23 protein-coding genes and 1 pseudogene are annotated in these 24,112 nt (G+C 59.8%); 14 read left to right on the top strand and 10 right to left on the bottom strand.

Annotated elements, in window-relative coordinates:
* Window positions 1–197 precede the first annotated feature (197 nt).
* The 5 genes from GUV69_RS14025 (at window position 198) to GUV69_RS14005 (ending at window position 4,783) form a co-directional block, all read left to right on the top strand.
* Window positions 198–1,340 carry an ABC transporter ATP-binding protein gene (locus tag GUV69_RS14025; RefSeq protein ID WP_244292726.1) on the top strand — a complete coding sequence of 381 codons (1,143 nt, stop codon included), beginning with the start codon at window positions 198–200 and terminating at the stop codon, window positions 1,338–1,340.
* The gene (locus GUV69_RS14020; protein WP_164203379.1) at window positions 1,337–2,245 is read left to right on the top strand and encodes an ABC transporter permease; all 909 of its coding nucleotides are present in this window, start codon (window positions 1,337–1,339) and stop codon (window positions 2,243–2,245) included. The genes GUV69_RS14025 and GUV69_RS14020 overlap by 4 nt, the downstream gene beginning before the upstream one ends.
* Window positions 2,238–3,188: an ABC transporter permease gene (locus GUV69_RS14015; protein ID WP_164203376.1), complete on the top strand. Its 951-nt coding sequence runs from the start codon at window positions 2,238–2,240 to the stop codon at window positions 3,186–3,188. The genes GUV69_RS14020 and GUV69_RS14015 overlap by 8 nt, the downstream gene beginning before the upstream one ends.
* A gap of 21 nt (window positions 3,189–3,209) precedes the next feature.
* Window positions 3,210–4,382 carry an ABC transporter substrate-binding protein gene (locus GUV69_RS14010; protein WP_164203374.1) on the top strand — a complete coding sequence of 391 codons (1,173 nt, stop codon included), beginning with the start codon at window positions 3,210–3,212 and terminating at the stop codon, window positions 4,380–4,382.
* 74 nt (window positions 4,383–4,456) lie between these two features.
* Window positions 4,457–4,783, top strand: coding sequence for a Dabb family protein (locus GUV69_RS14005; protein ID WP_164203371.1), 327 nt, complete (start codon window positions 4,457–4,459; stop codon window positions 4,781–4,783).
* Window position 4,784: 1 nt separating this feature from the next.
* On the opposite strand, the gene mftR is transcribed toward GUV69_RS14005, so the two are convergent.
* Window positions 4,785–5,375: a mycofactocin system transcriptional regulator MftR gene (gene mftR, locus GUV69_RS14000; RefSeq protein WP_164203368.1), complete on the bottom strand. Its 591-nt coding sequence runs from the start codon at window positions 5,373–5,375 to the stop codon at window positions 4,785–4,787.
* Between the two features lie 120 nt (window positions 5,376–5,495).
* Here mftR and mftA point away from each other — a divergent pair, with 120 nt between their 5' ends.
* The 7 genes from mftA to GUV69_RS13965 all read left to right on the top strand — a co-directional run bounded on the left by mftA (window position 5,496) and on the right by GUV69_RS13965 (window position 12,728).
* Entirely contained in the window at window positions 5,496–5,606 is a 111-nt protein-coding gene (gene mftA, locus GUV69_RS13995) for a mycofactocin precursor MftA (protein ID WP_208786648.1), read from the top strand.
* Between the two features lie 17 nt (window positions 5,607–5,623).
* The gene (gene mftB, locus GUV69_RS13990) at window positions 5,624–5,920 is read left to right on the top strand and encodes a mycofactocin biosynthesis chaperone MftB (protein WP_164203365.1); all 297 of its coding nucleotides are present in this window, start codon (window positions 5,624–5,626) and stop codon (window positions 5,918–5,920) included.
* A 41-nt stretch (window positions 5,921–5,961) separates the two neighbouring features.
* Complete coding sequence (gene mftC, locus GUV69_RS13985; RefSeq protein WP_244292725.1) at window positions 5,962–7,146, top strand: mycofactocin radical SAM maturase; 1,185 nt, start codon at window positions 5,962–5,964, stop codon at window positions 7,144–7,146.
* A gap of 59 nt (window positions 7,147–7,205) precedes the next feature.
* On the top strand, window positions 7,206–8,408 hold the full coding sequence (gene mftD, locus GUV69_RS13980) for a pre-mycofactocin synthase MftD (RefSeq protein ID WP_164203359.1): 1,203 nt from the start codon (window positions 7,206–7,208) through the stop codon (window positions 8,406–8,408).
* Window positions 8,405–9,160: a mycofactocin biosynthesis peptidyl-dipeptidase MftE gene (gene mftE / locus GUV69_RS13975; protein ID WP_164203356.1), complete on the top strand. Its 756-nt coding sequence runs from the start codon at window positions 8,405–8,407 to the stop codon at window positions 9,158–9,160. The genes mftD and mftE overlap by 4 nt, the downstream gene beginning before the upstream one ends.
* Before the next feature lie 376 nt (window positions 9,161–9,536).
* On the top strand, window positions 9,537–10,949 hold the full coding sequence (mftF, locus tag GUV69_RS13970) for a mycofactocin biosynthesis glycosyltransferase MftF (protein ID WP_280113750.1): 1,413 nt from the start codon (window positions 9,537–9,539) through the stop codon (window positions 10,947–10,949).
* 72 nt (window positions 10,950–11,021) lie between these two features.
* On the top strand, window positions 11,022–12,728 hold the full coding sequence (locus GUV69_RS13965) for a GMC family oxidoreductase N-terminal domain-containing protein (RefSeq protein ID WP_164203353.1): 1,707 nt from the start codon (window positions 11,022–11,024) through the stop codon (window positions 12,726–12,728).
* Between the two features lie 1,032 nt (window positions 12,729–13,760).
* Here GUV69_RS13965 and GUV69_RS13960 read toward each other — a convergent pair.
* The 6 genes from GUV69_RS13960 to GUV69_RS13935 form a co-directional block, all read right to left on the bottom strand.
* The gene (locus GUV69_RS13960; RefSeq protein WP_164203351.1) at window positions 13,761–14,966 is read right to left on the bottom strand and encodes an MFS transporter; all 1,206 of its coding nucleotides are present in this window, start codon (window positions 14,964–14,966) and stop codon (window positions 13,761–13,763) included.
* Complete coding sequence (locus tag GUV69_RS13955; RefSeq protein WP_164203348.1) at window positions 14,963–15,544, bottom strand: TetR/AcrR family transcriptional regulator; 582 nt, start codon at window positions 15,542–15,544, stop codon at window positions 14,963–14,965. The genes GUV69_RS13960 and GUV69_RS13955 overlap by 4 nt, the downstream gene beginning before the upstream one ends.
* 239 nt (window positions 15,545–15,783) lie before the next feature.
* Window positions 15,784–16,893, bottom strand: coding sequence for an ABC transporter substrate-binding protein (locus GUV69_RS13950; protein ID WP_244292877.1), 1,110 nt, complete (start codon window positions 16,891–16,893; stop codon window positions 15,784–15,786).
* A gap of 304 nt (window positions 16,894–17,197) precedes the next feature.
* A complete protein-coding gene (locus tag GUV69_RS13945; RefSeq protein ID WP_164203342.1) occupies window positions 17,198–18,208 on the bottom strand; it encodes a Gfo/Idh/MocA family protein in 1,011 nt (336 codons plus the stop codon).
* Window positions 18,205–18,981, bottom strand: a complete 777-nt coding sequence (locus tag GUV69_RS13940; RefSeq protein ID WP_208786646.1) for an SDR family NAD(P)-dependent oxidoreductase — start codon at window positions 18,979–18,981, stop codon at window positions 18,205–18,207. The genes GUV69_RS13945 and GUV69_RS13940 overlap by 4 nt, the downstream gene beginning before the upstream one ends.
* A 23-nt stretch (window positions 18,982–19,004) precedes the next feature.
* Window positions 19,005–19,835: a mycofactocin-coupled SDR family oxidoreductase gene (locus GUV69_RS13935; RefSeq protein ID WP_164203339.1), complete on the bottom strand. Its 831-nt coding sequence runs from the start codon at window positions 19,833–19,835 to the stop codon at window positions 19,005–19,007.
* Window positions 19,836–20,119: 284 nt separating this feature from the next.
* On the opposite strand from GUV69_RS13935, the gene rarD reads away from it, so the two are divergent.
* The gene (gene rarD, locus GUV69_RS13930) at window positions 20,120–21,058 is read left to right on the top strand and encodes an EamA family transporter RarD (protein ID WP_164203336.1); all 939 of its coding nucleotides are present in this window, start codon (window positions 20,120–20,122) and stop codon (window positions 21,056–21,058) included.
* Complete coding sequence (locus GUV69_RS13925; protein WP_164203333.1) at window positions 21,031–22,050, top strand: LacI family DNA-binding transcriptional regulator; 1,020 nt, start codon at window positions 21,031–21,033, stop codon at window positions 22,048–22,050. The genes rarD and GUV69_RS13925 overlap by 28 nt, the downstream gene beginning before the upstream one ends.
* A gap of 119 nt (window positions 22,051–22,169) precedes the next feature.
* On the opposite strand, the pseudogene GUV69_RS13920 reads toward GUV69_RS13925, so the two are convergent.
* The 3 genes and pseudogenes from GUV69_RS13920 to GUV69_RS13910 form a co-directional block, all read right to left on the bottom strand.
* A pseudogene (locus tag GUV69_RS13920) lies at window positions 22,170–22,379 on the bottom strand (helix-turn-helix domain-containing protein); the annotation flags it as partial.
* A 20-nt stretch (window positions 22,380–22,399) separates the two neighbouring features.
* On the bottom strand, window positions 22,400–23,287 hold the full coding sequence (locus GUV69_RS13915; RefSeq protein ID WP_164203330.1) for a hypothetical protein: 888 nt from the start codon (window positions 23,285–23,287) through the stop codon (window positions 22,400–22,402).
* On the bottom strand, window positions 23,284–23,793 hold the full coding sequence (locus tag GUV69_RS13910) for a flavodoxin family protein (RefSeq protein ID WP_164203327.1): 510 nt from the start codon (window positions 23,791–23,793) through the stop codon (window positions 23,284–23,286). The genes GUV69_RS13915 and GUV69_RS13910 overlap by 4 nt, the downstream gene beginning before the upstream one ends.
* Between the last annotated feature and the right edge of the window lie 319 nt (window positions 23,794–24,112).

Below are 24,112 nucleotides of genomic sequence, written 5' to 3'. Positions count from 1 at the left end.
ACGTTAACGGATTGGTCCTTGCGCGATGCATGGCAATGCCCCGACGCTAGGCTCACGATGTCCCGGATTGCCGGCAACTCAGGATCCCGGGATCAACGCGGAAGTGACATTTGCACACCCCAGCGCGCTTTGGCGCTGACAGCCAGTCCCGCTAGAACCGTCAATTCCGGCCCCCGGATGCTCTTCAGGAGAACTTCATGACCCATTCCGCGCAGAACATGTCTGCGGCAGCCCAAATTCAAACAGAGCCCGGTGACACACTGGCTTCCGAAAGGCCGCCGTTGGACGATTCACAGGTTGTAGTGCAGCTCCAGTCGGTAAGGAAGACCTACCCTAACACCGAAAAGCCGGCCGTCGCCGGGGTGGACGTTGCAATCCGCAAGGGCGAATTTTTCTCGATTCTCGGTTCTAGCGGCAGTGGTAAGACAACCACGCTGAAAATGATCGCCGGTTTTGAGCACCCCACAGACGGTGTGATCCTGCTCGACGGGCAGGACGTCACGGGTGTCCCACCGAACAAACGCGATGTCAATACCGTATTCCAAAACTATGCACTGTTTCCGCACATGACTGTGAGGGCAAACGTTGCGTATCCGCTCCAGATGGCACGGGTGCCCAAGGCTGAAATCAAGCCGCGGGTGGATGAAGCATTGTCGAAAGTCGCGATGGCCGAATACGACCAGCGGCTGCCCCACCAGCTTTCCGGTGGGCAAAAACAGCGCGTCGCCCTTGCCCGCGCGCTGGTCGGCCGCCCCAAACTGCTGCTGCTCGACGAGCCCCTGGGCGCTCTCGACCTCAAGCTTCGGGAGACCATGCTTGTTGTTTTGAAAAATCTGCAGCGCAATGTGGGCATCACATTCGTCTACGTGACCCACGACCAGGGGGAAGCCCTGGCGATGAGTGATCGTGTCGCGGTCATGAACAACGGCGCCATCGAGCAGATTGGTTCGCCGCAGGAAATTTACCAGAATCCCGCTACCTCCTTCGTCGCCAGCTTCATCGGCAAGACAAACCTGTTCCACTGCGACCGCGAGTCCGATCACACTGCCCGGAAGGGAAACCTCAGCATCGCCGTCTCCGAGAGCCTCACCTCGGCAAAGGCAACCGTGAGCGTCCGCCCAGAGAGTATTGAAGTCGGGGCCGCCGCCCAGCAGTCCGACAACGTTTTTAACGCCGTCGTCGAAGAAGTCATCTACTTCGGACACGAGCAGGAGCTTTCGCTCCTGGTTGAGGGTGAACCGGTTGTTGCCCGGGTTAGAGGCGCTGATGTTCGTCGCGGACAAACCATCACCGTGGGTTGGCCCTCACACGCATCAGTAGTGGTTGAGGGGAAGCCATGACCACACTGGCCCAACCACGGCCCGACGAGCGGCTCGGTCCTGTTCCTTCCCGCCCGGCGCACAAGCCGGGCTGGAAGCACAAGCTCCTTGCCCTGCCTGCCATCGTTTGGGTCATCGTCCTGGTATTGCTGCCAAACCTGTTCCTGGTGCTGTACAGCGTCTGGACCAACGACTTTGGAACCGTTACACCGCAACTCACCCTGGAGAACTTCCAGGCAACCTTTTCGTCCTCAGTCTTTCAAAGTCTGTTCGGACGCAGCCTGTTCATCGCAATAACCTCCTCGCTCATAGCGACCGTAATCGCGTACGGCGCCGCCTACGTTGTTGTCCGCACCTTCGGCCGATACAAGGCGCTGGGCGCTTTGCTTATCCTCGTACCGCTCTGGGTGTCGTACCTTATGCGCGTCTTTGCATGGAAGATCATCCTTGGCGAGGAAGGGGTCCTGGCCGGGGTTGCCGGTGCCCTTGGCATAAGTGAGGCTTCCAAAGCATTCCTCTACTCACAGACCTCAGTCATCATCACTCTGACTTACGTGGCCATCCCGTACGCATTTCTGTCGATTTACACCTCGCTTGACCGCATTCCCGGGCACCTCCTTCAGGCGTCCGCAGACTGCGGAGCGAATGCCTGGACAACGTTCCGTCGCATCGTTTGGCCTCTGAGCCGCCCCGGTGCCGCCGTGGGCTTCGGCATCGCCTTCGTCCTGACGTTCGGCGACTATGTCACGCCCGCAATGGTCGGCGGCCTGGAGGGAACCATGCTCGGGTCCCTGGTCCTGCAGCAGTTCGGAGCGGCCAACAACTGGCCCATGGGAGCGGCGATTGGTCTCACCATCGTTGCTACAGGGCTCGTCGTTCTCGCCATAGTGTCGCTGTTCACGCGATTGGAGACACCCCTTGACTAATCAACTGCACCCCGGTGCACGGCGGCCGCGGAATCTCGCGTTCATCGGCACCGGTATCGGACTTCTCGGCCTCGGCCTGGTCTATCTGTTCCTCTACCTGCCTCTCATTGTGACCGCGCTTTTCAGCTTCAATGACAGTCGAATCCAGACACTCCCGATGTCCGGGCTCACGCTTCGCTGGTATCAGGACCTCTTCGGGGACCCGGAGATGATCTCCGCGATCCTGTACAGCCTTCAGGTGGCGTTCACGGCTGTAGTCATCAGCATCACCGCAGGCACCGTCTTCGCGCTGACGTCGCACCGTATCCGTTTGCGGGGCGGAAAACTCCTTGACCTGCTCCTGACAAGCCCGCTTGTGGCACCGGGCATGGTGCTGGGCATCTCATTTTTGGCCGTCTTCAATTTCGCAAAAATCAACACCGGCTTCTGGACCATCGTCATCGGGCACACGGCCTTCATCACACCGCTCGTCATGTTTTTGGTTCTCCAACGGCTAAAGGTCGCGGATCCGTCCCTCGAACAAGCATCCTTCGACCTCGGCGCCGGCAGGATTGCCACCTTCTGGCACGTCACGCTCCCAGGCATCCGGGCTTCCCTCGTCGCAGCAGCCCTGCTCGGGTTCACCATGTCAATGGACGAAATCGCCGTCACGTTCTTCCTGGCCGGCACCGAACCAACCCTTCCCGTTTATGTCTGGGGCCTGGTGAGGTTCGGCTTCACGCCCGAGGTAAACGCCGCGTTCACGCTGATTGGTGGCGGCTCACTGACCTGCATCGCGCTGGCAGGCATCATCTTGTGGTTCAACGCCCGCAAACGGAGGGCAAGCCTCACCAACGATCAGCTCGAAGCCGCCGAGGAGCAGGACCTGGCACGCGAACTCGGACATGCCGGCACGGGGCCCATCCCCGCACCTGGCGCCGTGGAACCGGCAACCCATCAATGAGACCGTCTGAGAGGACAAAAAATGCGCAAACGTGCATCACTGAAGTTGATCGCAGGTGCGGTTGCGGCTTCCGCTGCCATGGCCCTGACAGCCTGCGGGGGGCCAAGCGGCCAAGGCAGTACAGACGACAAGACGCTCAATGTCCTGTCGTGGGAGACCTACCACGACAAGGCCCAGCTGGATGCCTTCACGGAAAAGACAGGAATAAAAGTCAACATCGTCAACGTCGGCTCACCCGACGAGATGTTCGCCAAGGTGAAATCCGCTCCCTCGCAGTGGGATCTGGCTCTGGTTACTTCCGGTTGGTACGACAACTACACGAACGCTAACCTGCTTGAGCCCATCGACACGTCCAAGGTGACTGCCCTGAACGACATGAAGCTTGGCTTTGACTGGAAAGCTGCCGCCAGCAGTAAAGACGGCAAACTCTATGGGGTCCTGTATAACTGGGGCAACCAGCCCCTCGCGTGGACCGACGACGCCGCACTTGCAGCTCCCGGACTGAACAAGTACAAGGACGAAAAGGGCCAGTTCAACGACTGGAACGTACTCTGGGATCCTGCCCTGGCCGGCAAAGTGTCCATGTTCGATGAATCCCAGGCGGTTTTGAACATGGTTTGCCTGACTCTTGGCTTTGAGGACCCGTTCAACCTGTCCGAGGAACAGTTCAACCAGGTAAAAGCGAAGCTGGCCGAACTCCGTCCCCAAATAAAGCGGCTGACCAGTGGGTTCAACGACCAAACTGACCAGCTGGCAGGCGGGGAAGCCTCCCTTGCGTACCTGAACAACATCGCCAGCGCCAAGGCAGTGAAAGCCGCCGGCAAGACGCTCAACGTCAACAACCTCATCAAGCAGGGCGTTCCCGCCTGGAGCGACAACTACTCCATTGTCAAAGAAGGCGGAGGCAAAAAGCTCGATGCTGCCTACGAGTTCATCAACTACACCATGACGCCCGAATGGCAGGCCAAATTCGTCACAGACAGCAGTAACAACGGGATTTTGGACTACGCTCAGGCGACATCCGACGCCGCAAAATCCGCAGGGCTCACCGACGAGGTGCTGAGCGGAACCCTCATTCCTGCAACACGCGACGGGGAGGCCTTCTTCTCGAAGATGGTGTTCGGCCAGACTCCCGAAGACGCTGGTAAACGGGTCGAGATCTGGAACGAATTCAAACTCGGACTGGGCTCCTAGGACACACCATAGGGCTGCTTCGGGGTATCACACCCCGAAGCAGCCCCGTTTTCGCATTTAAGGAAAGCATGTTCATGTCTACAGTCAAAAACATCCGCCACATCGCCCTGTTCCGCTGGAACGAGGGGGCAGCCATCAATCCGCAAACGGTGAGCCGCGAGCTGATGATCATCGCCGCAAAAACGGCGGCCATACGTTTTGAAGCAGGGCCGGCCCTGGGCCTCGGACAACCCAGCTTCGACTTCGCGGTGGTGGCGGACTTTGCCACCGCCGACGACTACCTCGCCTACCGCGAAGACCCCGAGCACAGCAGGTACGTCAAGGAAGTCCTACGGCCGGCGGCCGCCAGGGTTGCCGCCTTACAGGTCGAAACGTCAGCCGGTGACGCCACACGCGTTTGAACTAGGGCAGATACTGCCGCAGTTCCTGCATCGCGAGCTCCAAGATGTCCGTCAGTTCACTGTCAGGTTCAAGGAGCCATTGTTCGTAGGAACTGACGGCCAATGCCAGGCTTACATGGCCAGCCAGGCGCGGCAGAAGCGTATCCACGGGCAGTCTCAGCCTGGATGCCACGTAGTTCTCAATAACACCACGCCAAGCGCCATACCGCAGCGCGGAGTGCGCCTGCAGGGTCGGCGTTTCCAGGATCAGCCTCATGCGAATCCGGTGCTGGGGCAACGACTGTTCATCGAAGTCGTTAAAGGCCACCACGCAAAGGTGCACGGCGTCCGCAACGGGCACGCTCAGGGGGACGGCAGCGAGGTGTTCAGCAAAATTGCGAAGACTGTCGTCAAATTGTCCCCAAGGGATGTCGTTTTTGGAGGGGAAGTACCGGAACAACGTCCTTCGCCCTACTCCGACGGCATCAGCAATCTGCTCCATCGTGGTTTCATCGAACCCCTGCTCCTCAAAGAGGGCGAACGCGGCACGCTCGATCGAGCCGTGGTCAGTGATGGCTTGACGCCCCCGGCGGCGCTTCATCGTTGCGGTCATGGTGAAGACAAATTTAGCAGTCTTTCCACCCCCTCTAGCTTTTTGGCGCTGAGTGCCATTATTCTTGTGTGTAATCCCTCCCACACATCTCAGGGAGGTTCATCAGGACAGGAGAGACCCATGGAACACATCAACCCGGATGTTGAAGCAATGAAGGCAGAGGATACCGAGCTGGTTGTTGATGACCTCATCGAGGACGTGTCAATTGACGGCATGTGCGGCGTGTACTAAGAGCAGGGACCACTTCGATGGAGACAGTCAGCACAGGCACCATGCTTGATGAGGTGTGGGTGCTGTCCCCGGCCGTCGCTTTGCGGCCGGAGCCGTTCGGCGCGATGGCCTACCACTTCGGTAACCGCAAGCTCACTTTTCTCAAAAGGCCCGAACTCGTACAGGTGATCCGCACGCTGAAAGACGGCGCGACGTTACGGCAGGTGCTGTCCGAGGTCGGCATCCCCGAGCGCCAGTGGCCCGCCTACGTCAAGGCGCTGCGCGGCCTCGCCGGAACCGACATGATTCGCCCCAGTGAAGGAAAAGACTCATGACTCTCAGCACTCCCATAGCCCGCCCAGTGGGCGGATCCCTGGTGGACCAGTTTGAATTCGGCCTTGACGCCCCCATCTGCCTGACGTGGGAGCTGACCTACGCCTGCAACTTGGCCTGTGTCCACTGTCTTTCCTCCTCCGGCCGGCGGGACCCGCGCGAGCTGACCACGGAGCAATGCGAAGCGGTGATTGATGAACTGCAGCGCATGCAGGTCTTTTACGTCAATATTGGCGGGGGAGAGCCGACGGTACGCCCGGATTTTTGGCATCTGCTTCAGTACGCGGTTGATCATCAGGTCGGTGTAAAATTCTCCACCAACGGCATCCGCATCGACAAGGAAAAGGCCGCCTTTCTCGCCTCAACCCCCTACGTCGACGTCCAGATCTCACTCGACGGCGCCACGGCTGAAGTAAACGACTATGTCCGCGGACCCGGATCTTACGACACAGCAATCCGCGCCCTTGAGAACCTCAACGACGCCGGCTTCAAAGATGCGAAGATTTCCGTTGTCGTCACCCGGCAGAACGTCGACCAACTCGACGAGTTCAAGAAGATCGCTGATGAGCATAACGCCACACTGCGGTTGACCCGGCTCCGTCCTTCCGGCCGGGGAGCGGACGTCTGGGACGAACTCCACCCCTTACCGGAACAGCAGCGCACCATATACAACTGGCTGATGGCCAACGGCGACAACGTCCTGACCGGAGACTCTTTCTTCCATCTGGCGGCGTTTGGTGAAAGTCTTCCGGGCCTGAATCTTTGTGGCGCCGGCAGGGTCGTGTGCCTCATTGACCCCATTGGTGACGTCTACGCCTGCCCCTTTGCGATCCACGAGACCTTTTTGGCAGGCAACGTGCTCGGCGAAGGGGGATTCAAGGAGGTTTGGCAAGACTCGGAACTCTTCACGGAACTGCGTTCCCCACAGACCTCCGGCGCGTGCACAAAGTGTGCTTTCTTCGACAGCTGCCGAGGCGGCTGCATGGCGGCCAAGTTCTTTACCGGCTTGCCGCTGGACGGGCCCGACCCGGAATGTGTCCAGGGCTACGGCGAAGCGGCTCTGGCCGGGGACCGTACACGGCCTCAACCGAGCCAGGACCATTCACGCTCTGCCCTACCTAAGCGGGCGCAGCCCGTCATGGTCCAACTCAGCATGACTCGGCCCGATCCCATCGCCCCACCCGTTTCAGCCTGTGCGGCCAGTCCCTTGGCTGGCTTTCAGCCCTAATCACAGATCATCTGGCTGGCTTTCAGCCCTAATCACAGATCATCGTTTGGAAGGTAAGTATGTTTAAGAATCCCTGGGCGCAGAATCCTTGGTTTGAGTCGGTTGCAGAGGCGCAGCGCCGCGCCAAGAAGCGTCTCCCCGCCTCCGTTTATGCCGCTCTGGTGGCCGGGTCCGAGCGTGGTGTCACCGTCGACGACAACACGGCCGCGTTCGCCGAGCTCGGTTTCGCTCCTCATGTAGTGGGACACGCGGCGCATCGTGACTTGTCGACTACCGTCATGGGCCAACAAATCTCGCTCCCCGTCATCATGTCCCCGACTGGGGTTCAGGCTGTCCATCCTGACGGTGAGGTTGCAGTGGCCCGTGCGGCTGCGGCGCGGGGAACTATCGTCGGACTCAGTTCCTTCGCGTCCAAGCCGGTTGAGGAAGTTACCGCCGCGAACGACAAGACGTTCTATCAGATGTACTGGACCGGTACGCGCGAGCAAATGGTAGCCCGCATGGATCGCGCCCGGGCGGCAGGCGCCAAAGGCCTCATCATCACCACTGACTGGTCTTTTTCCATGGGCCGGGACTGGGGAAGCCCGGAAGTTCCGGAAAAGGTCAATCTGAAGGCAGCCATCAGGCTCGCCCCCGAGGTGGCCCTCAAACCTCGGTGGCTGGCATCGTTCGCCCGGAGCCTGCCCGACCTCACCGCACCCAATCTCGCCCCCATTGGAGAGAAGGGGCCAACATTCTTTGGCGCCTACTACGAATGGATGAAAACTCCCCCGCCAACTTGGGAAGACATTGAATGGATGGTCACCGTCTGGGGCGGCCCAGTAATGTTGAAGGGAGTTTGCCGTGTTGATGACGCGCTGCGTGCTGTGGATGCAGGTGTTACCGCCATCTCGGTGTCAAACCACGGCGGCAACAACCTGGACGGGACTCCGGCCGCCATCCGTGTACTGCCATCGATCGCCAACGCAGTCGGCGACCATGTGGAGATCGTTCTCGACGGCGGAATCCGCCGCGGAAGCGATGTAGTCAAGGCCTTGGCTCTTGGGGCCAGGGCGGTCATGATCGGCCGGGCCTACCTGTGGGGGCTGTCCGCCAATGGCCAGGCCGGTGTCGAAAATGTTCTCGACATCCTTCACGGCGGTATCGACTCTGCCCTGCTGGGCCTTGGCGTCCCTTCCGTGCAGGACCTTCGGCCTGAGCACGTCCTCATTCCTCTCGGGTTCGCCCGAGAACTCGGCATTCCTACAACAGTCCGGTCATGAGCCTCAGCCAGCACGCATTGGGTGACTCCAGCTGGCCCGACATCCCGGGCGGATCTGTCGTTTTAGTCCCGATTGGGTCGACAGAGCAGCATGGTCCCCATCTGCCCTTAGACACCGACACCGTTGTGGCGGCCGCGGTGGCAGACGCAGTTGCCGACGCTATAGCCCTCCGGACGCGCAAAGACGTACTGGTGGCACCACCTGTGAATTATGGATCCAGCGGTGAGCACCAGTCATTTCCCGGAACCGCGTCCATCGGGTTTGTCGCCCTGCGGTTCCTGGTCGTTGAACTTGTAAGGTCTTTGTCAACATGGGCGGACCGCATCGTCCTCGTCAACGCCCACGGGGGCAATGTTGCGGCGCTTTCCGCTGCAGTAAACCAACTCGCTGTGGAAAGTCACGATGTCGCCTGGGTTCCCTGCGTGGGCGAAGGCGGTGACCTGCACGCCGGAAGACTGGAGACATCACTGATGCTTCATCTTCGGCCGCAAAAAGTTCGGTTGGAACGATCAGCACCGGGGGACCGGAGACCATTGCCGGATATACTCCCGGCGCTCAGGTCCGGCGGAGTCCGTGCTGTTTCACCATCAGGAGTACTAGGTGACCCCACAGGGGCCACCGCCGCCGAGGGTTCACGGATCCTGCAAAGCATGGTGCAGGACGCTTTCCTGCGCATCATGGAGGGCACCACCAACTGCCATGGGATGCTGACCATGGACGCTGACCAGGCGCTGGAGCGGACGCCGGCATGAAGACGGTGACACAGAACAGAACTGAAGCGGCTGCACTGTGGCAGCCAACCGCTGCAATGGCCGGTCCCTACGAAGCCGAAACCGGGCCCGAAGTGCTTGAATGGCATGTGCTGAAAGGACAAGTCGTTGAGGTACGCCATAACTGCCGCCCATACCGGCGGGGATGGGTTGAGGACTCGATGCCGGACGGATCCGGCCTTTGGCTCGCCGCATACGGCTCTGCCGGCCGGGAATTGATCTGGCAAGGCGAAGGCTACTCCATACACGCCTTGGAGACACTCCCCGACGCAGGCAGCGGGGAGTTGTTCAGGGACGACAGCGCCACGCAGCATGAGCCTTCGCCTGCTGACCGGCACGACAAACCTGGAAGTACGAAGTGACAATATCCTCCCAACGTCTTCCGCTGGGTCTAAACGTCAGGCTGAACCGGCGGGTGAAGGTCGCAGGCGGAGGAAAGGAGCTGGTCGGGGGTTCTCCAACAAGGGTTTTGTACCTATCAGAGGCAGCCAGCCGAATGATTGCCGATAGGACGGTGACAGTCACTGACCGGAACAGCGCGCTGCTGGTTGACCGTCTTCTGGAGGCCGGAATGGCCGATCCTGTTTTGAGTTCCCTCCCTGCACCGGATCCGTCCTCGGTTACGGTTGTCGTACCGGTTTTCGGGCGCCCCAGGGCGCTGGACCGGCTGCTGGCCAGTATCGGGAACCAACACCAGGTCATTGTGGTGGATGATTGTTCTCCGCAGCCTGAAGCCATTAGGGCCGTCACAGAGAAGTACGATGTCCAGCTGGTGCGGCTTGCCGCCAATGGGGGACCTGCCGAGGCGCGCAACGAAGGCTTGAGCAGGGTGACAACACCATTTGTTGCTTTCGCCGATTCTGACGTCGTGGTCAACCCTGACACCATAGGTGTGCTGCTGCGGCACTTCGAGGACCCTCAAGTCGGCTTGGCGGGGCCCCGGGTCCTCGGTCTGGACAGCGGACGGGGCATGAACTGGATTGAGCGCTACGAGGAGGCGCGGTCATCCCTTGATCTGGGGATTTACCCGGCAACGGTCCGCCCGCGCTCACCGGTGTCTTGGCTGCCCGGCGCTTTCCTTCTCGCCCGGCGGGAGGCCATAGGGGAAGGTTTCTCGTCTGGCAGCCGTGTGGGTGAAGACGTGGACCTTGTTTGGAGGGTCGTTGAACAAGGCTGGCGCGTGCGCTTTGAACCAGAGGCGAAAGTGTGGCATGAACACCGGCAGACTGTCGGTGAATGGCTCTCCCGAAAGGCCTTCTATGGAACGTCGGCACATGCCCTTGCTCTGCGTCACGGTAAGGCAGTCGCGCCAGCAGTGTTCGCCCCCTGGTCGGTTTTGGTTGTCGCGGCAACGATGGCCCAACGCCCGTGGTCCGTTCCTGCAGCTGGAGCCCTTACAGCCTTTGCTGGCTGGCGGATCTACCGGAAGCTCCGCAAAAGTGAGCGCCCCGCACTACTGGCGGCCAGCCTGGCTGCGCGGGGAGTATTGGCCGCGGAAACCCAGACGATGGCTTTGATGGTACGGCACTGGTGGCCGCTGGCCCTCACCGCCAGCCTCTATTCCCGACGAGTGCGCCGAGCGCTCCTCTTTTCGTGTCTGCTTGACGCCGCATGGGAATACCGACGCACCCGCCCGCAACTTGATCCCTTCAGGTTTGCTATCGCACGCCGGTTGGACGACCTTGCCTATGGAGCAGGAGTCTGGCTCAGTGCCATCAAGGGTAGATCCTTGAAATGCCTCCTTCCGGATATTCGCAAGAACCCCAACTGACATGTCCAGCACGCGATCGCGCCCCAAGATGACCTCGGCGCGTCCTTGGCGGATGCCCCGGTTTCAATGCCCATGAATAGCTCACAGCGTGGGCTCGCGGATGAAAATCCGCACGAAGGGTACGACGTCATCGTTGTGGGAGCCGGTGGCTCCGGGGCCCCTCTGGCCGCCCGTCTCAGCGAGGACCCGCGCCGGTCCGTTCTGCTGCTGGAAGCCGGGCCCGCACCCGGAGGCCCAGACGGTGTTCCGCCCGAACTGCTCGACGCCGGGACAGTGCAAGGCGCAATGCCTGGACATCCCAACAACTGGTCGTTCATGGGCTACCTGACACCGCACCGGCCCTATTCGATTGCCCGGGGCCGCATCCTCGGCGGATCCACATCCATTAGCGGGACCTACTTCATTCGGGCAGCGAAAGATGACTTTGCAAGATGGTCAGCAGGCGGCAACGACGAATGGACGTGGGAAAAAGCACTGCCCTACTACCAAAAACTTGAGAACGACCTCGACTTTGGCGGCGGTGAAGAGCACGGCCATGCGGGGCCTATGACAGTCACCCGCCCAGCCCAGGACCATCCCGCCGCTATCGCCTTTGCCCGCGCTGTCGAAGAAGCCGGTTATCCTGCGGAACCAGACAAGAACAGCCAACACGAACCGGGCTACGGCCCCGTACCCACGAATAGCCTCAATGGTGTGCGAATCAGCACCAACCTTGGCTACCTCACCCCGGCAACCAACCGGCCCAACCTCACAATACGAGGAAACTCGTACGTCCGTCGCGTCCTTTTTGAGGGTACCCGCGCGACAGGAGTCGAATCAGTCTGCGAAGGCACCCTGATTACCCACAAGGCAAGAGAAGTCGTCTTGGCCGCCGGTGCAGTCAAGACCCCCCACATCCTGCTTGTCTCGGGAGTCGGACCCCAAAAGGAGCTGCAGCGCTTCGGTATCCCCGTAATCAGCGATCTGCCGGGCGTGGGCAAAAACTTCAGTGACCACCCCAACATCGCACTCAGCTGGAAACCCAAAATCCCTCTCGTTGACTACTGCTCGACACAGTCCATGGCAGGCGTCCTCAACTTCACGGCCACCGGCTCCCCCTTTGTTGGCGATCTTGAGATACTGCCGCTCCTTAAACCGATGGGCTACATGCTGACCGGCGGCCCGCCCAACAACAACACCGCTGCTGCCCCGCTGATCCCGGACGAGAACCGCTTTCGGACAGCAATGACCGGCGTCTCCCCACAAAAATTCGCCCGCCAAGTACTTCAACAAGAGGACCTGGTCCTACTCGTCTCCCTTCAGGCGGAGACATCGCGCGGGGACATTACTCTTGAATCAGCAGATCCGGCTGTTCAACCACGCATCGACTTCAACTACCTGTCCACACAATCCGACCGGGAGCGGCTGCGCGAGGGCATCCGCGTCGCAGCTGCCCTCCTCCAGTCGTCGGCCCACGAAGAAATCTTCGACCACATAACCAACCTTCCGGAGAAAACACTGCGCGAGGACCACCTGCTTGACGCCTGGATGCATGCCCACCTTGGGACTGCCTTCCATCTGTGCGGCAGTGCGAAATTAGGGCCATCGGCAGATCCAAACGCAGTGGCAGATCAGTACGGACGGGTCCACGGCACGGAAGGGCTCTGGATAGCCGACACCTCACTCCTGCCCACCGCCCCTACCCGAGGCCCAGCAGCAACAGCCGTGCTCATCGGCGAACGCGTTGCCGATTTCATCCGTCGACTGCCATCCGCCAGGCAAGGCCAAAAGACGCCCTAGGTGCCGCTTATGGCCATGCGTGGTGCAAGCGAACACCGTGGCCCTCATCGCTATGGTGTAGGCCAATTGAGCCGCAGTGAACCCCAATCCCTTGCCAGCTCGTTCGATTACACCGTACAGTGATGGATAACACGTTTTCTGGCACTTGGTGCCATACCTAGGCCACTCGACGGTGAGCGGCACGAAACAGGAGTGAAATGATGTTCGGTCCGTTCATGGCGTTCTTTGGAATCTTCCTGCTTCTTGCTGCTGCCGGTTTGTGGTTTTCGCGGCGCGCTTTGAAGCAGGCATCGATGCCCAGGGCGTGGGTCCCGGCCAAACCCTCCGAATCCGCAGTAAGCCCTCAGGCTGCCGCCTTCCTCACCGCAGCTACCGGCATGTCATTCGTCCTTTTGTCCGCCCTTGGGCGTTGAGGCAAGGCTTCCCTCGGTTGGAGGAGGCCTGTGGCTATGACCCAGCTTGATACGGCCCTCATCGGACTGTTCCTTTTTGCGGCGTCCGCGGGAATTTGGCTGGTGGGCAGGCTTCAGAGAGAGACGGCGCCATCGCGCAATCTGCCAGGGCTGCGGCGGCCTGGTGCTACCCCGCAGGCTGCCTCCGCACGCAGCATTGCTGAGACCGGAGATATTTCGTCCGCAGCGGCTGCTTGCTTCCTTGCCGGGGCCGGAACGGTGTTCGCCTTTCTATCAGTGCCCAGCTTTTAAGCGGGCTGAAACTTTCGCTCACACGACGCCGCCCCCTGCTGGATGCATCAGGCCAGCGAGCAGGCCTGCACTGCCGCCAGGAGATCTGCAGCGCCGCCCGTCGCGATCCACAACCAGCTCGTGCCCAATCGTTACGGAACACTCCGCGGTTACGACCGGCCGCATTTCCTTTCACAAGGACAACAGACAGCATGAGACTTGAAACCGGATCCTGTCGGTCTTGTGGGTTTTCCATCCCGCCTGCAACGTGCTGCTATACCATTCCGGGGCTCTTCCAGACAGGACGAGCGCCTAACTCCAGATGTGGGTCCGACACTTGTTCTTGGGTTCAACCCGCCTTCTGGACCGATCTGCTGAAGAACAATGCGGCAACCACAGCAAGGAGCACAATCAGAATGGCTGCGCGAAGACCAGCGTGTTCAGCCAGGAAGCCCAGCAGCGGCGGACCAATGAGGAAGCCGGCATAGCCCACCGCGACCACGAGGCCGACGCGTCTGGCTGCGTGCGTGGGGTGATCACCCGCAGCGGAAAGCGCTATCGGAAATCCAAGCGAAGTGCCCAAGCCCCAAAGGACTACCCCTATTCCTCCCAGCAGGAGATCCGCCGCAAAAGCAACAAGCGCGATGCCCGACGCCGCGGTCAGAACGCTGACCCGGATGACTTGTACGCGTCCAAATCGGTCGATGGCGGGTCCACCGCAAAACCGGCCGATTGCTACAGCGAGACCGAAGAAGGCATAGATAAGGGAACCTGTGGCGGCGGTGTGCCCGAAGCCATCCACGACAATCAAGGGAAGCCAGTCATTGGCGGCCCCTTCCGAAAGCGCCATCACCAAGGCAATGACACCCAATACCAAGAGGCGTCGATCAATCCACGGGGAGCCGCCCCGTGTCGATCCGCCCCCTGCCGGTCCGCGGCGTGGCGTCCGCGCGGTCCCCGTGGCGGCAGGCAAGCGGACGATCAGCCAGCCGGACACCCCCAGGACCACCAGCCCTGCACCCGCGAGGTGTGTAACGACAGGGATTTCCAGGCTGTTGGCCAACACTCCTGCAAGGCCCCCGCCGAAGACGCCGAAGCTGTAACAGCCTTGCAGTCCCGGAACCATACTCCGCCCCATTGCTGCTTCAAGTCCGACAGCTTCAACGTTTTGCCCGATTTCGCCAAAAGCCATGCCGCAGCCAAAAAGGGCTAACCCCATCGCTGCCATTGGACCGGATTGCAGGGCGGTTCCCAGTCCTATGAGGGCTACACCTGTCGACATGCTGAGCATGCCGCACCCAACTACAAACCGGGCACCGCGGAAGGCCAAAAACGGATTGCCCAACGCGATGCCAGCTACCGATCCCACCGCGATGGCTGCAAGCAGCAGGCCCATCTCGGCATTGGACAGCTCCATCGTGTCCCGGATAGCGGGCGTCCGGGTAATCCAAGTGGACATTCCAATGCCGGTAATCAGAAAGGCCGCGACGAGTGCCGCACGGCATCTTTCCAGTGCTCGAACGTGGTCAGCAGATCCGACGGTCCCAACAGTCATGGACGAGTCTTCCGGCTTAGTTCCGGAACAAGATCGACCAAGGTGCGCCGGACGGTATCCTCGCTGAACTCTTCGGGCGTGAAATACCGGTGAAGCGACAAGCCCTCCTGTACGGCATCAATAACCTGCGCACGCTCATCGTCGATACTCCGGGAAATAACACCTCTGGTCTTCCGCATCCATTGCCGCATCAGATCCGCGTACCGCTCGTGCCGGAAAGCCAGCACGTACAGCTCTGCGAGGATGACCATGTCCCTTTGACGGTCGCGCTCAGTGGAGATGATGACTTTCACCAGCCGCTCCCGAGGATCACCGCCGCCCTGACCGTCCTCTAAGCCCCTCAAGGGGGTGAACAGCTCGTCAGCAAATTTTTCAAAGGCAGCGAAGATCAAGTCGTCGTGGCTGGGGAAGTGATAGGTCATCGAGCCCAGGGGGACCTGGATCGACTCTGCCACTGTCCGGTACGTGGCAAAGCGCGTGCCACGCCGGGCGATGATGTCCAGGGTGCAGTCGATGATTCGCTCACGGCGGAGTGGATCAGTGCGACGGGTTTGTTCCGGTGAAGGGTTACGAGCCATGGCCTCAAACTATCAGAACGTTCGTACTAATGGCGGGTGATACCTGCATATAGTGCTGGTTTGCCTTTATTGCTGACCCTGGTGAGCTGGGGGCGCTGAGTAAGCCAGGCACGAAGCACCGGGACAGCCCTGCTGTGCTGTCCCGGTGCTGGGTGTTTTCTTTGCGAAAGTGCCTGGCAACGTCGCGGTGGGAGGGGTCGCTCCGTCCCCATTGAAACCGCAGAGCGACCCCGGTCATATCAGCTGGTGCCGATCTTGAACTCATTCCACATCTCGACCCGCTTTTCCAGGTTCTCCGGGGTCCTCCCGAAAACCATCTTCGAGAAGAAGGCTTCGCCGTCCCGCGTTGCAGGTATCAAAGTGGCTTCCAGGGCCTCAGGGGTAAGACCTGCTTCCACGCCTTCGGGAGAAGTTGCCCGCTCGTAGTCCAGAATGCCGGCACTTCCGGTCCTCGTAATGAATTCCGCCTGCCAACTGGTGGACTGTGTGTAGTTGATGAATTTGTAGATCGCGTCGAGCTTCATGGTGTCGTGTTTGATGATGGAGTAGTTGTCGCTCCATGCAGGAACACCCTGTTTGATGATGTTGTTCACGTGCAAGGTCTTGCCGGCCTTCTCAACACCCCCGACCACCACCGACAGATTCAGGTAGGCCATGGAGACCTCATCCCGTGCAATCTGGTCTGTTTGGTCGTTGTAGCCGCTGGTGAGCCGCTTTATCTGGGGTCGGAGTTCGGCCAGCTTCGCCTTGACTGCTTCGAACTGCTGGTCCGACAAGCGAAAGGGGTCCTCGATTCCAAGTGTCAGGGCGACCATGGTGATCACGGCTTGGCTGTCATCGAATATGGAGAGGCGGCCCTTGAGGGCAGGATCCCAGAACACATTCCAGTCGTCGAACTGTCCCTTTTCGTTCTTGTATTTATCCAGAGCCGGGGAGCTGAGCACCTCGTCGTCCGTCCACGCCAGCGGCTGATTGCCCCAGTTATAGAGGACGCCGTACAGGGAGCCCTCCGAACTTGCGGCCCCCTCCCAGTCGAAGCCAAGCTTGAAGTCCTTCAAAGCATCGACCTTTGAGCGATCGATTGGTTCCAGGAGGTTATTGGTGGTGTAGTTGTCGTACCAGCCGGAAGTCACGAGGGCAGCGTCCCACTGGCCGGGTGCTGATTTCACCTTGGCGAACATTTCATCCGGCGAGCCAACGTTGACCACGTTCACCTTGATGCCGGTCTCTGCAGTGAATTTGTCGATCTGTTTCTGATCGTGGTAGCTCTCCCATGACAGCACGTTCAAGGTTTCCCCGCCCTCATTGCCTGAACCGGCGGTAGAGCCGGAACACCCCGTCAGCGCCATCACTGCTGACGCTATGAGGGCGCCGGCTGAAAGCATCTTTGCTTTGTATCTGCGCATCTCTTCCTCTCAATCGGATTATGAATCCTGGTCGCTCGTGGAGGTGGAGGCTGCTCCGGCCCTGTGCGGCCGTGCAGCGGGGAATTTTCTCCCCCTGGTTCTCCGGCATAACTGTTATCCCCGTGGTGCTTCGCCTGCCGGCGCAAACAGCGAGGGAAGGTCTTTTGCGTAGTGTTGAAAACTGATGTCCGTTGACTGCGCATTCAGGCAGGAAGCCGGCTGGGACAGCGCCGGCAAACCCGGGTGGTTATGGCGTGGTTGCGGGAATGGTGGGGCCTGGAGTCGCCGATGCCGCTAAACGCTCCAGGGTCTCCAGATTTCTGACTGTTTCTGATCCCGGAATTTCCGGTGGCCGCTCACCGCGCACTGTCGCAGCGAAGGCTTCAGTTTCGAGGAAGTAAGCATTCGTGTCGGGCACGGCGAGGAGCGTTTCATCCCCTCCGTGCGCTTTGAGCTGAATGGAGTGTGGTGCCTTGTGGGCGTACCAGGGCATGGACACGATCGCCTCTGCCTTTTCGCCCAGCACGGAAACATGTACCGACAGGGGAGAACGCATGGAGCAGTCAAACTGTGCCACGGCACCATTCGTGTAGCGCATCGTTCCGTAAAAGCGCTCAGCGACGCCCAGGGGGGATGGTACTGATGCTGCCTGGACTTCAACAGGAGCGTCGCCGAGTAACAGGTTGCTGAGGCTCACACAGTAGGACCCAACGTCCCGGAGGGCACCTCCGCCCAAATCTGACCGGAATCTGATGTCGTCTTCCGGAGTCTCTGTCATGAAATTGAATGATGAGCGGACTGTATGAATCGCACCAAGGGCTCCTGACTGGACCAAATCAATCAGGGTGCGCGTCTTGGGGTGATGGCGAAACATGAACGCTTCTGCCAGATGGACGCCTTGTGAATCAGCAAGTGCGAAAAGGTCTTGAGCCTCAGCCGCCGTGGTGACGAGCGGTTTTTCGCAGAGAACATGTTTCCCGTGGTTGATCGCCTGTCGTACCCATTCGCCATGAAGGCTGTTCGGTAGAGGAATGTAGACGCAGTCGATATCAGGATCCTCGAGCAAGGATTGATACGAGGCGTACGTGCGGTCAAGGCCGAACCGTTTCGCGAATGATTTCGCCCGTTGTGGATCGCGGCTGGCCACACCCACAGGCTGATTCCGGGTTGAAGAAATCAAGCCGGGCAGGACGTCATCAGCGATGCGAGCCGGGGAAAGGATCCCCCATCGGAGTGGGCGGTTCGTTGCGGCACTCATTCCATAACCATGCCGCCAGTAACGTTGATGGCCTGGCCGGTCATCTCACTGGCGTCCTCGGAGGCGAGGAAGGCAACCACCCCGGCGACATGATCCGGTGTCTGAAAGCGCTGCATGGGGATCCCCGACATCCAACGTTCCTGGATACTGGCTTTGGAATCGCCCGTCATCTCTTCCTCCCAGGCATATTCCCGTTCCATCATGTCTGTGCTGACAATTCCCGGGCAGACACAGTTGATGCGAACGTAAGGCGCGACCTCCAGCGCTACACCCTTGCTGAAGAGGATCACTGCCGCTTTGGAGGCGCTGTAGTGGGTGAACAACTTGTAACCGCGTTTACCGGCCTGGGACGCCGTATTGACTATCGCGCCTTGCTTCCGTTCAAGCATGTGAGGGAGGACGGCGCGGGTGCAAAGGAATGTCCCCTTGGCATTGACGTCCATGTTCTGATCCCAGTCTTCTTCGGTTAATTCGACTGTTGACCGCATGGTGATGGTTCCAGCGTTGTTGCAGAGTATGTCGATGGAGCCGAGAGCGGAAATGGCTTCTGCAATCATTTGGTCCACGTCCTGGGCACTGCTGACATCGCATCGTGTACTGAAGCCGCCCAGCTCGAGAGCAACTTCTTTCGCCTTTTCCTCCTGGAGGTCGGCGATGAAGACGCGGGCCCCTTCCCGGGTGAAGCGTTGAGCGATGGCCTTGCCGATGCCTTGCGCTCCACCCGTTACCACGACGTTCTTACCTTCAAATCGGCGCATCCCGTAGTCGTTCATGTCATGTCCTCTTCGTTCAAGGCTCACTTGATTGTGAAGCCGGCGTCAACGGGCAGGGCAGCGCCGGTGACATACCGGGAGGCATCGGACAGCAGCCACAAAATGGACTGGCTGACGTCGCTCGGCTCAATCCAAGGCACCGGGATGACATTTGTGGAGGCGAAAGCGCCGGCAACTGATTCTCGCGTATGGGTCTCGGCCTGCGGTTGAAACAGGCGGTAAACACCTTCGTTCTGAATCATGTTGGTATCCACGCATGTGGGGTTGACGGTGTTGACCCGGATGCCGTATTCACCGAGCTCATTGGCCATCGTCCGCATGAGCCCTGTGACGCCGTGCTTGGCTGCCGAATAGGAGGCAGTGTTGGCCATGCCCTTGATAGATTCCGTTGATCCTGTGATGACGATGGAACCACCCTGATTGCGGGCAATCATCGAGGGCGCCGCAACGCGGACCGTGTTCCATACGCCGGTGAGATTGATGTCCAGCATTTCTTGCCATGCTGCCGGTTCAATTTCCCAGAACTTTCCGGAGGCGAAGATGCCGGCGTTGGCGACTACGAAGTCAACGTGTCCGAACTCCTCGATACCGCGCTGGAATACTTTCTCTACCTGCGGGAGGTCACGGACATCGGCTACCTCCGCGACGATCCGCTGGCCGGTCTCTTCCACCAAGCGGACGGTTTCCTGTAGATCGGCAAGCGTAGATCCGGGGTACACCGTGGAATCGAGTTTTTCGCAAAGGTCCAGCCCGATAATATCTGCCCCCTCCTTCGCCAGTGTGAGAGCATGCGAGCGGCCCTGACCGCGGGCAATTCCTGTTACGAAAGCAACCTTCGATTGAAGCAAACCCATGTCCTGTTTCCTTAAGTTTTGCGTGCCCACCCTATGCGGCATCGTTCGATAACACCGGACAACACTTGTGCTCTGGTGCTGATAGCAAACGCTATGGGCGATAAATACGTCCGTCAATAGTTGACCCGAAACTAGTTTTTAAGGTAAAACGTTCGGTATAGTCGAAAGGAACAGGTGTTCTTTAAGCGGGGTCGGCAGTGCCTGGAACACGTCGATATCTGCCAGGAACCACCCCGCCCTTCATGAGCCGCCGGCTCGACTGTTGATCGTTCGTTGGAGCAGGCATGTCCGTAAAGCAAAAAGCACCCACTGCCGTATTGGGGGCACGAGCAATTCCATCCGGATTGCTATATGGATTGGGCGCTTATGGGCTATGGGGGCTGCTTCCCCTCTACTTCACGATTTTGGTGCCAGCGGGTCCAATAGAAATTGTCGCCTCCCGGGTCATCTTTTCCGTTGTTGTCTGCGCCCTGCTCGTCGCACTGTCCCGTTCCTGGAAAGCCCTCCGGTCCGCTTTCCTCAGCCCCAAGGTCCTGGCCGCCCTCGTGCTCGCCGCCGTTTTGATCTCGATCAACTGGCTTACCTACACCTATGGCGTCATCAGCGGTAGAGCTGTCGAAGCTTCGCTGGGGTACTTCATAAATCCTCTAGTGAGCGTTCTTCTAGGCGTCCTTGTATTCAAAGAGCGGCTTCGCCCCATGCAATGGGTGGCCGTAAGTCTGGGTGGTGCGGCCGTCTTCGTCCTCACAGCGTCGTACGGCCAACTGCCCTGGATAGCATTGACCCTGGCGTGCAGTTTTGGTTCCTATGGTCTAGTCAAAAAGAAAATCGGCGGCCTAGTCGATGCGGCCACAAGCCTAACGGCCGAAACACTCATCCTGGCGCCCTTGGCCGTTACCGTCATGTGCGCCTTAGCTGCCCACCAGAGGCTGACCATTTTCGAGAACGGACCGACCCACTTTTGGCTGCTGGCTTCCGGTGGACTCATCACAGCGGTACCCCTTCTCTTCTTCGGCGCAGCAGCCCGGCGACTTCCGATGACAACCATTGGTTTGCTGCAATACACGACCCCCATACTGCAGTTCACGATCGCCATAACCGTCCTTGACGAGCGCCTAAGCACGGAACGCTGGATCGGCTTCGGAGTCGTCTGGCTTGCTCTGCTCGCCCTTAGCGCCGATAGCATCCATCATCGATGGCTTGTGAAGAACCGCCGGTGCTGACGAGCAGGGACATTGCGCGGCTGGCCGGTGTTTCGCAGATGACGGTGTCCCGAGTCCTCCGGAATAGCCCGAATGTTCGTGAGGAGACGCGTGATCGTGTGCTCTCGGCTCTGGAGGGAACCGGGTATGTCCCTAACCAGCAGGCGCGCGCGATGCGTACTGGACGGACGGGCACGGTCGGGGTCGTGACGGGGCGTATCACTAACCCTTTTTATCCGGAGTTGATTGATGCTCTCGGGACGGTGCTCACCCGGCGTAACCTGCAGATGGTGTTGTGGGCGTCGGATGCGGATTCGGGGGAGACTGCCGCTGTAGAGGCAATGCAGGGTGGCCTTATCGACTGTGTGATCTTTACTTCCGCGACCGAGGGGTCTGCCAGCTTGGCTGCCGCGATGCGGTTGAATCTTCCGGTCGTGTTGGTGGTCGGCAGCATCGAGAGCGCAAGCTGTGACCTGGTGACTAGCGACAACTGTGCCGGCGGCGCACTTGCCGCCGCGCACTTTATGGCAGCTGGACGGACGGACTTTGCTGTGATCGGCGGCAATAACAGCGTCAGCACTGGGCACGAAAGGCGCGCAGGATTCCTCGATCATCTGCGTGACCATGGCATCGATGTCCCTCCCGAGCACATCCTCGACAGCGAGTTCTCTCACGATTCAGCGCGGGCTGTAGCCCTCACGGTCCTGGCCAAGCCGAATGGGCCGCGGTCGATCTTTTGCACGAACGACGTTGTCGCCTTTGGGGTTCTCGATGCCGCGAGGAAACTGGGACTCGCGGTTCCAGACGATGTCTGGGTGATCGGCTATGACGACATTCAGATGGCGTCCTGGGATGTTTTTGACCTGACAACCCTGACGCAGCCGGTCAACGCGATCGCCGACCTCGGCGTGGACTTGGTGCTTCTGCGACTTGATGACAGGGAGCGGCCCTTCGAGCATCGTCGCTTCACGCCGGAGCTGATGGTCCGAGGGACAGCGCCCCATTCCTCATAGCCACAGGAAAAGTTGAAATTCGCCAGCACTACTCCCGTGCTTTAAGCGCCGATAACCAGCCTTTCGTCAAGCTATCGCCAATCGGGCAAAGCATGCGGTTGTGCCGGCGGGGGAGTGCTTCACGCCAGCTTGGCGTGGCGCAGGTACTGGTAGACCGTTTCCCTGCTGATCCCGTCGTCACGGGCAAGGAGGGCTTTCGGGACACCGCTGCCGGAGCGTTGTACCAGTTCGGCCGCCCGGTCCGTGGTGAGGGTCCTTTTCCTTCCTTTGTAGGCGCCGCGCTGCTGGGCCAGGGCAATGCCTTCGTTTTGGCGTTCCCTAATGAGGGAGCCCGCCCTCCGCCTTGCTCCTAGCGCTGGTCGCTACCCATTGAACGCGTATGTTGTTGTCGACGTGTTGAGCGGAGTTGCCGAAAGAAGACCGCCCAGAGGGCTACGGAGAGGGCGCCGATCGGCATCATTATCAGCCATCCGGGAGGGCTAGCCCGAAGATAAGAGACGATGGGCGTCGCGAGTATCGGTAGGGTCGTCAGTCCAAGGAAAGCAAGGGACCCTACCGCTGTTGCGTGTCCCCATACGTGTTCACGAATTAGGAGCACTCCGGATGTGATTACCGCTGGGAGGAAGAACGCCAGATCAAGTACGTGTACCGGGTTAGTCGGCACATTCCAGGTCGAGGCACTGGTCGACGGGACACCCGCCAGAAGATCAGGGACGATCTCGCTCAGCCAGAGAAGTGTGAACAGGACACTGGTCACGATAAGGACCCACCCGGTAAGACGGGTAGCCGTTCGCCCGATCAAGGAAGTAGCCTCCGGCACTACGCTGGCCAGGGTGCCAGCCAGCGCGAATATGGAGAGGCCAAGCACGGCTACCCACATCAGGAACATTGGACCGAACTGGATCGAGAAAGCGTAGATCGAGTAGTTGTACGCGGTAAAACCAAGAAAACCGGCCAATGACAGCCACGAACTGATCGATCCTCTTCTGGCCAGCCAGGCGAGGATCACGAGCAACGGAGCAACCAGCAGGCCGTTCACCACATCTTGGGCAATAGCCGCGTTGAATAGCAGATCCGTCTCACGCCCGTAAAACGCTGCCGGGTGGAGGAGGCCAAGAACGCTGCCGGTGAACGCGAGCACACCGGCGGAGGCAGAGAGCCACGTCCAAATAAGAGGCAACCTGCCGGAGGAAACTTCAACGCGGTCCTGGGCCTTGAGATCAAGGTGTGGCTTCATGAGTCGTCGCCAAGGCGCGCAAGTACATCGCCGGTCCACGCCGTCGCCCGTTCGAGCTCACCGTTAAGGAGTGGCCCTTCGTAGCCATGGACGCGGAAGGTTTGCTGCTTGACGGACGTGTCGAATCCGAGTGAGCGCAGTTCATGCTTTGCCGCCTTGGCCGCTGAACCGGGCAGCCTCGGGCTGTCGACCCGGGTGTCGAAGGCGACTGCGGCAATCACGGTACTGGGTCGTTCAACCACATTGAGCCATTCCCGGATTCCACGAGTCGGCTCGTGCGGGGCCGAGTGGGATTTGACTGCGTCGGCCCGGGTGGCTTTGCGTGTCATCGAGAAAGCGTGCGTCGGGCCACCGACCACTAAAAGGTCGTATCCGGCAACTGATTCTGGTGCGTCATCCGAGTTCACCACTTCAACGTCGGCGTTGGCGGCAAGCCTGGCGCCGATGGCCCGCGCAACCTTCTCGGTATTGCCCCACAAAGACTCGTAGACCACAAGTGCGCGCATCGTTACTCCTAAGGTAAGGACCCACGATTAAGGCCGTCCTCACAGACTATGCCCCAGCAACACACGCTTCGTGCGCTGCTGGGGCATAAACGTTCAGTGCCCGCGTCTACACGCGCAACGCCCGCGATGGTTCGTTGGGCTTTATCGCCGTCTCATAGCCGAAAGGTTTCGCCAGTGAAGAGCTACCGCCATGATTATTAACGGGACATGGATGGCCGGGAGATTCCTCGCCAGCCATTGCGGAAGGTAAATGTCAGTGACGGAGCCGGTGCTGTCTCCGAGGTTGCGGGCGACGGCAGTTAGCGGGCAGTGAAATCCG

This window comes from [Micrococcus luteus] ATCC 49442 (assembly GCF_010367585.1).
GTDB classification, from domain to species: Bacteria; Actinomycetota; Actinomycetes; order Actinomycetales; family Micrococcaceae; genus Arthrobacter; species Arthrobacter luteus_A.
Note: the sequence above shows the minus strand (reverse complement) of the source record. Positions and strands in the feature narration are given on the sequence as shown.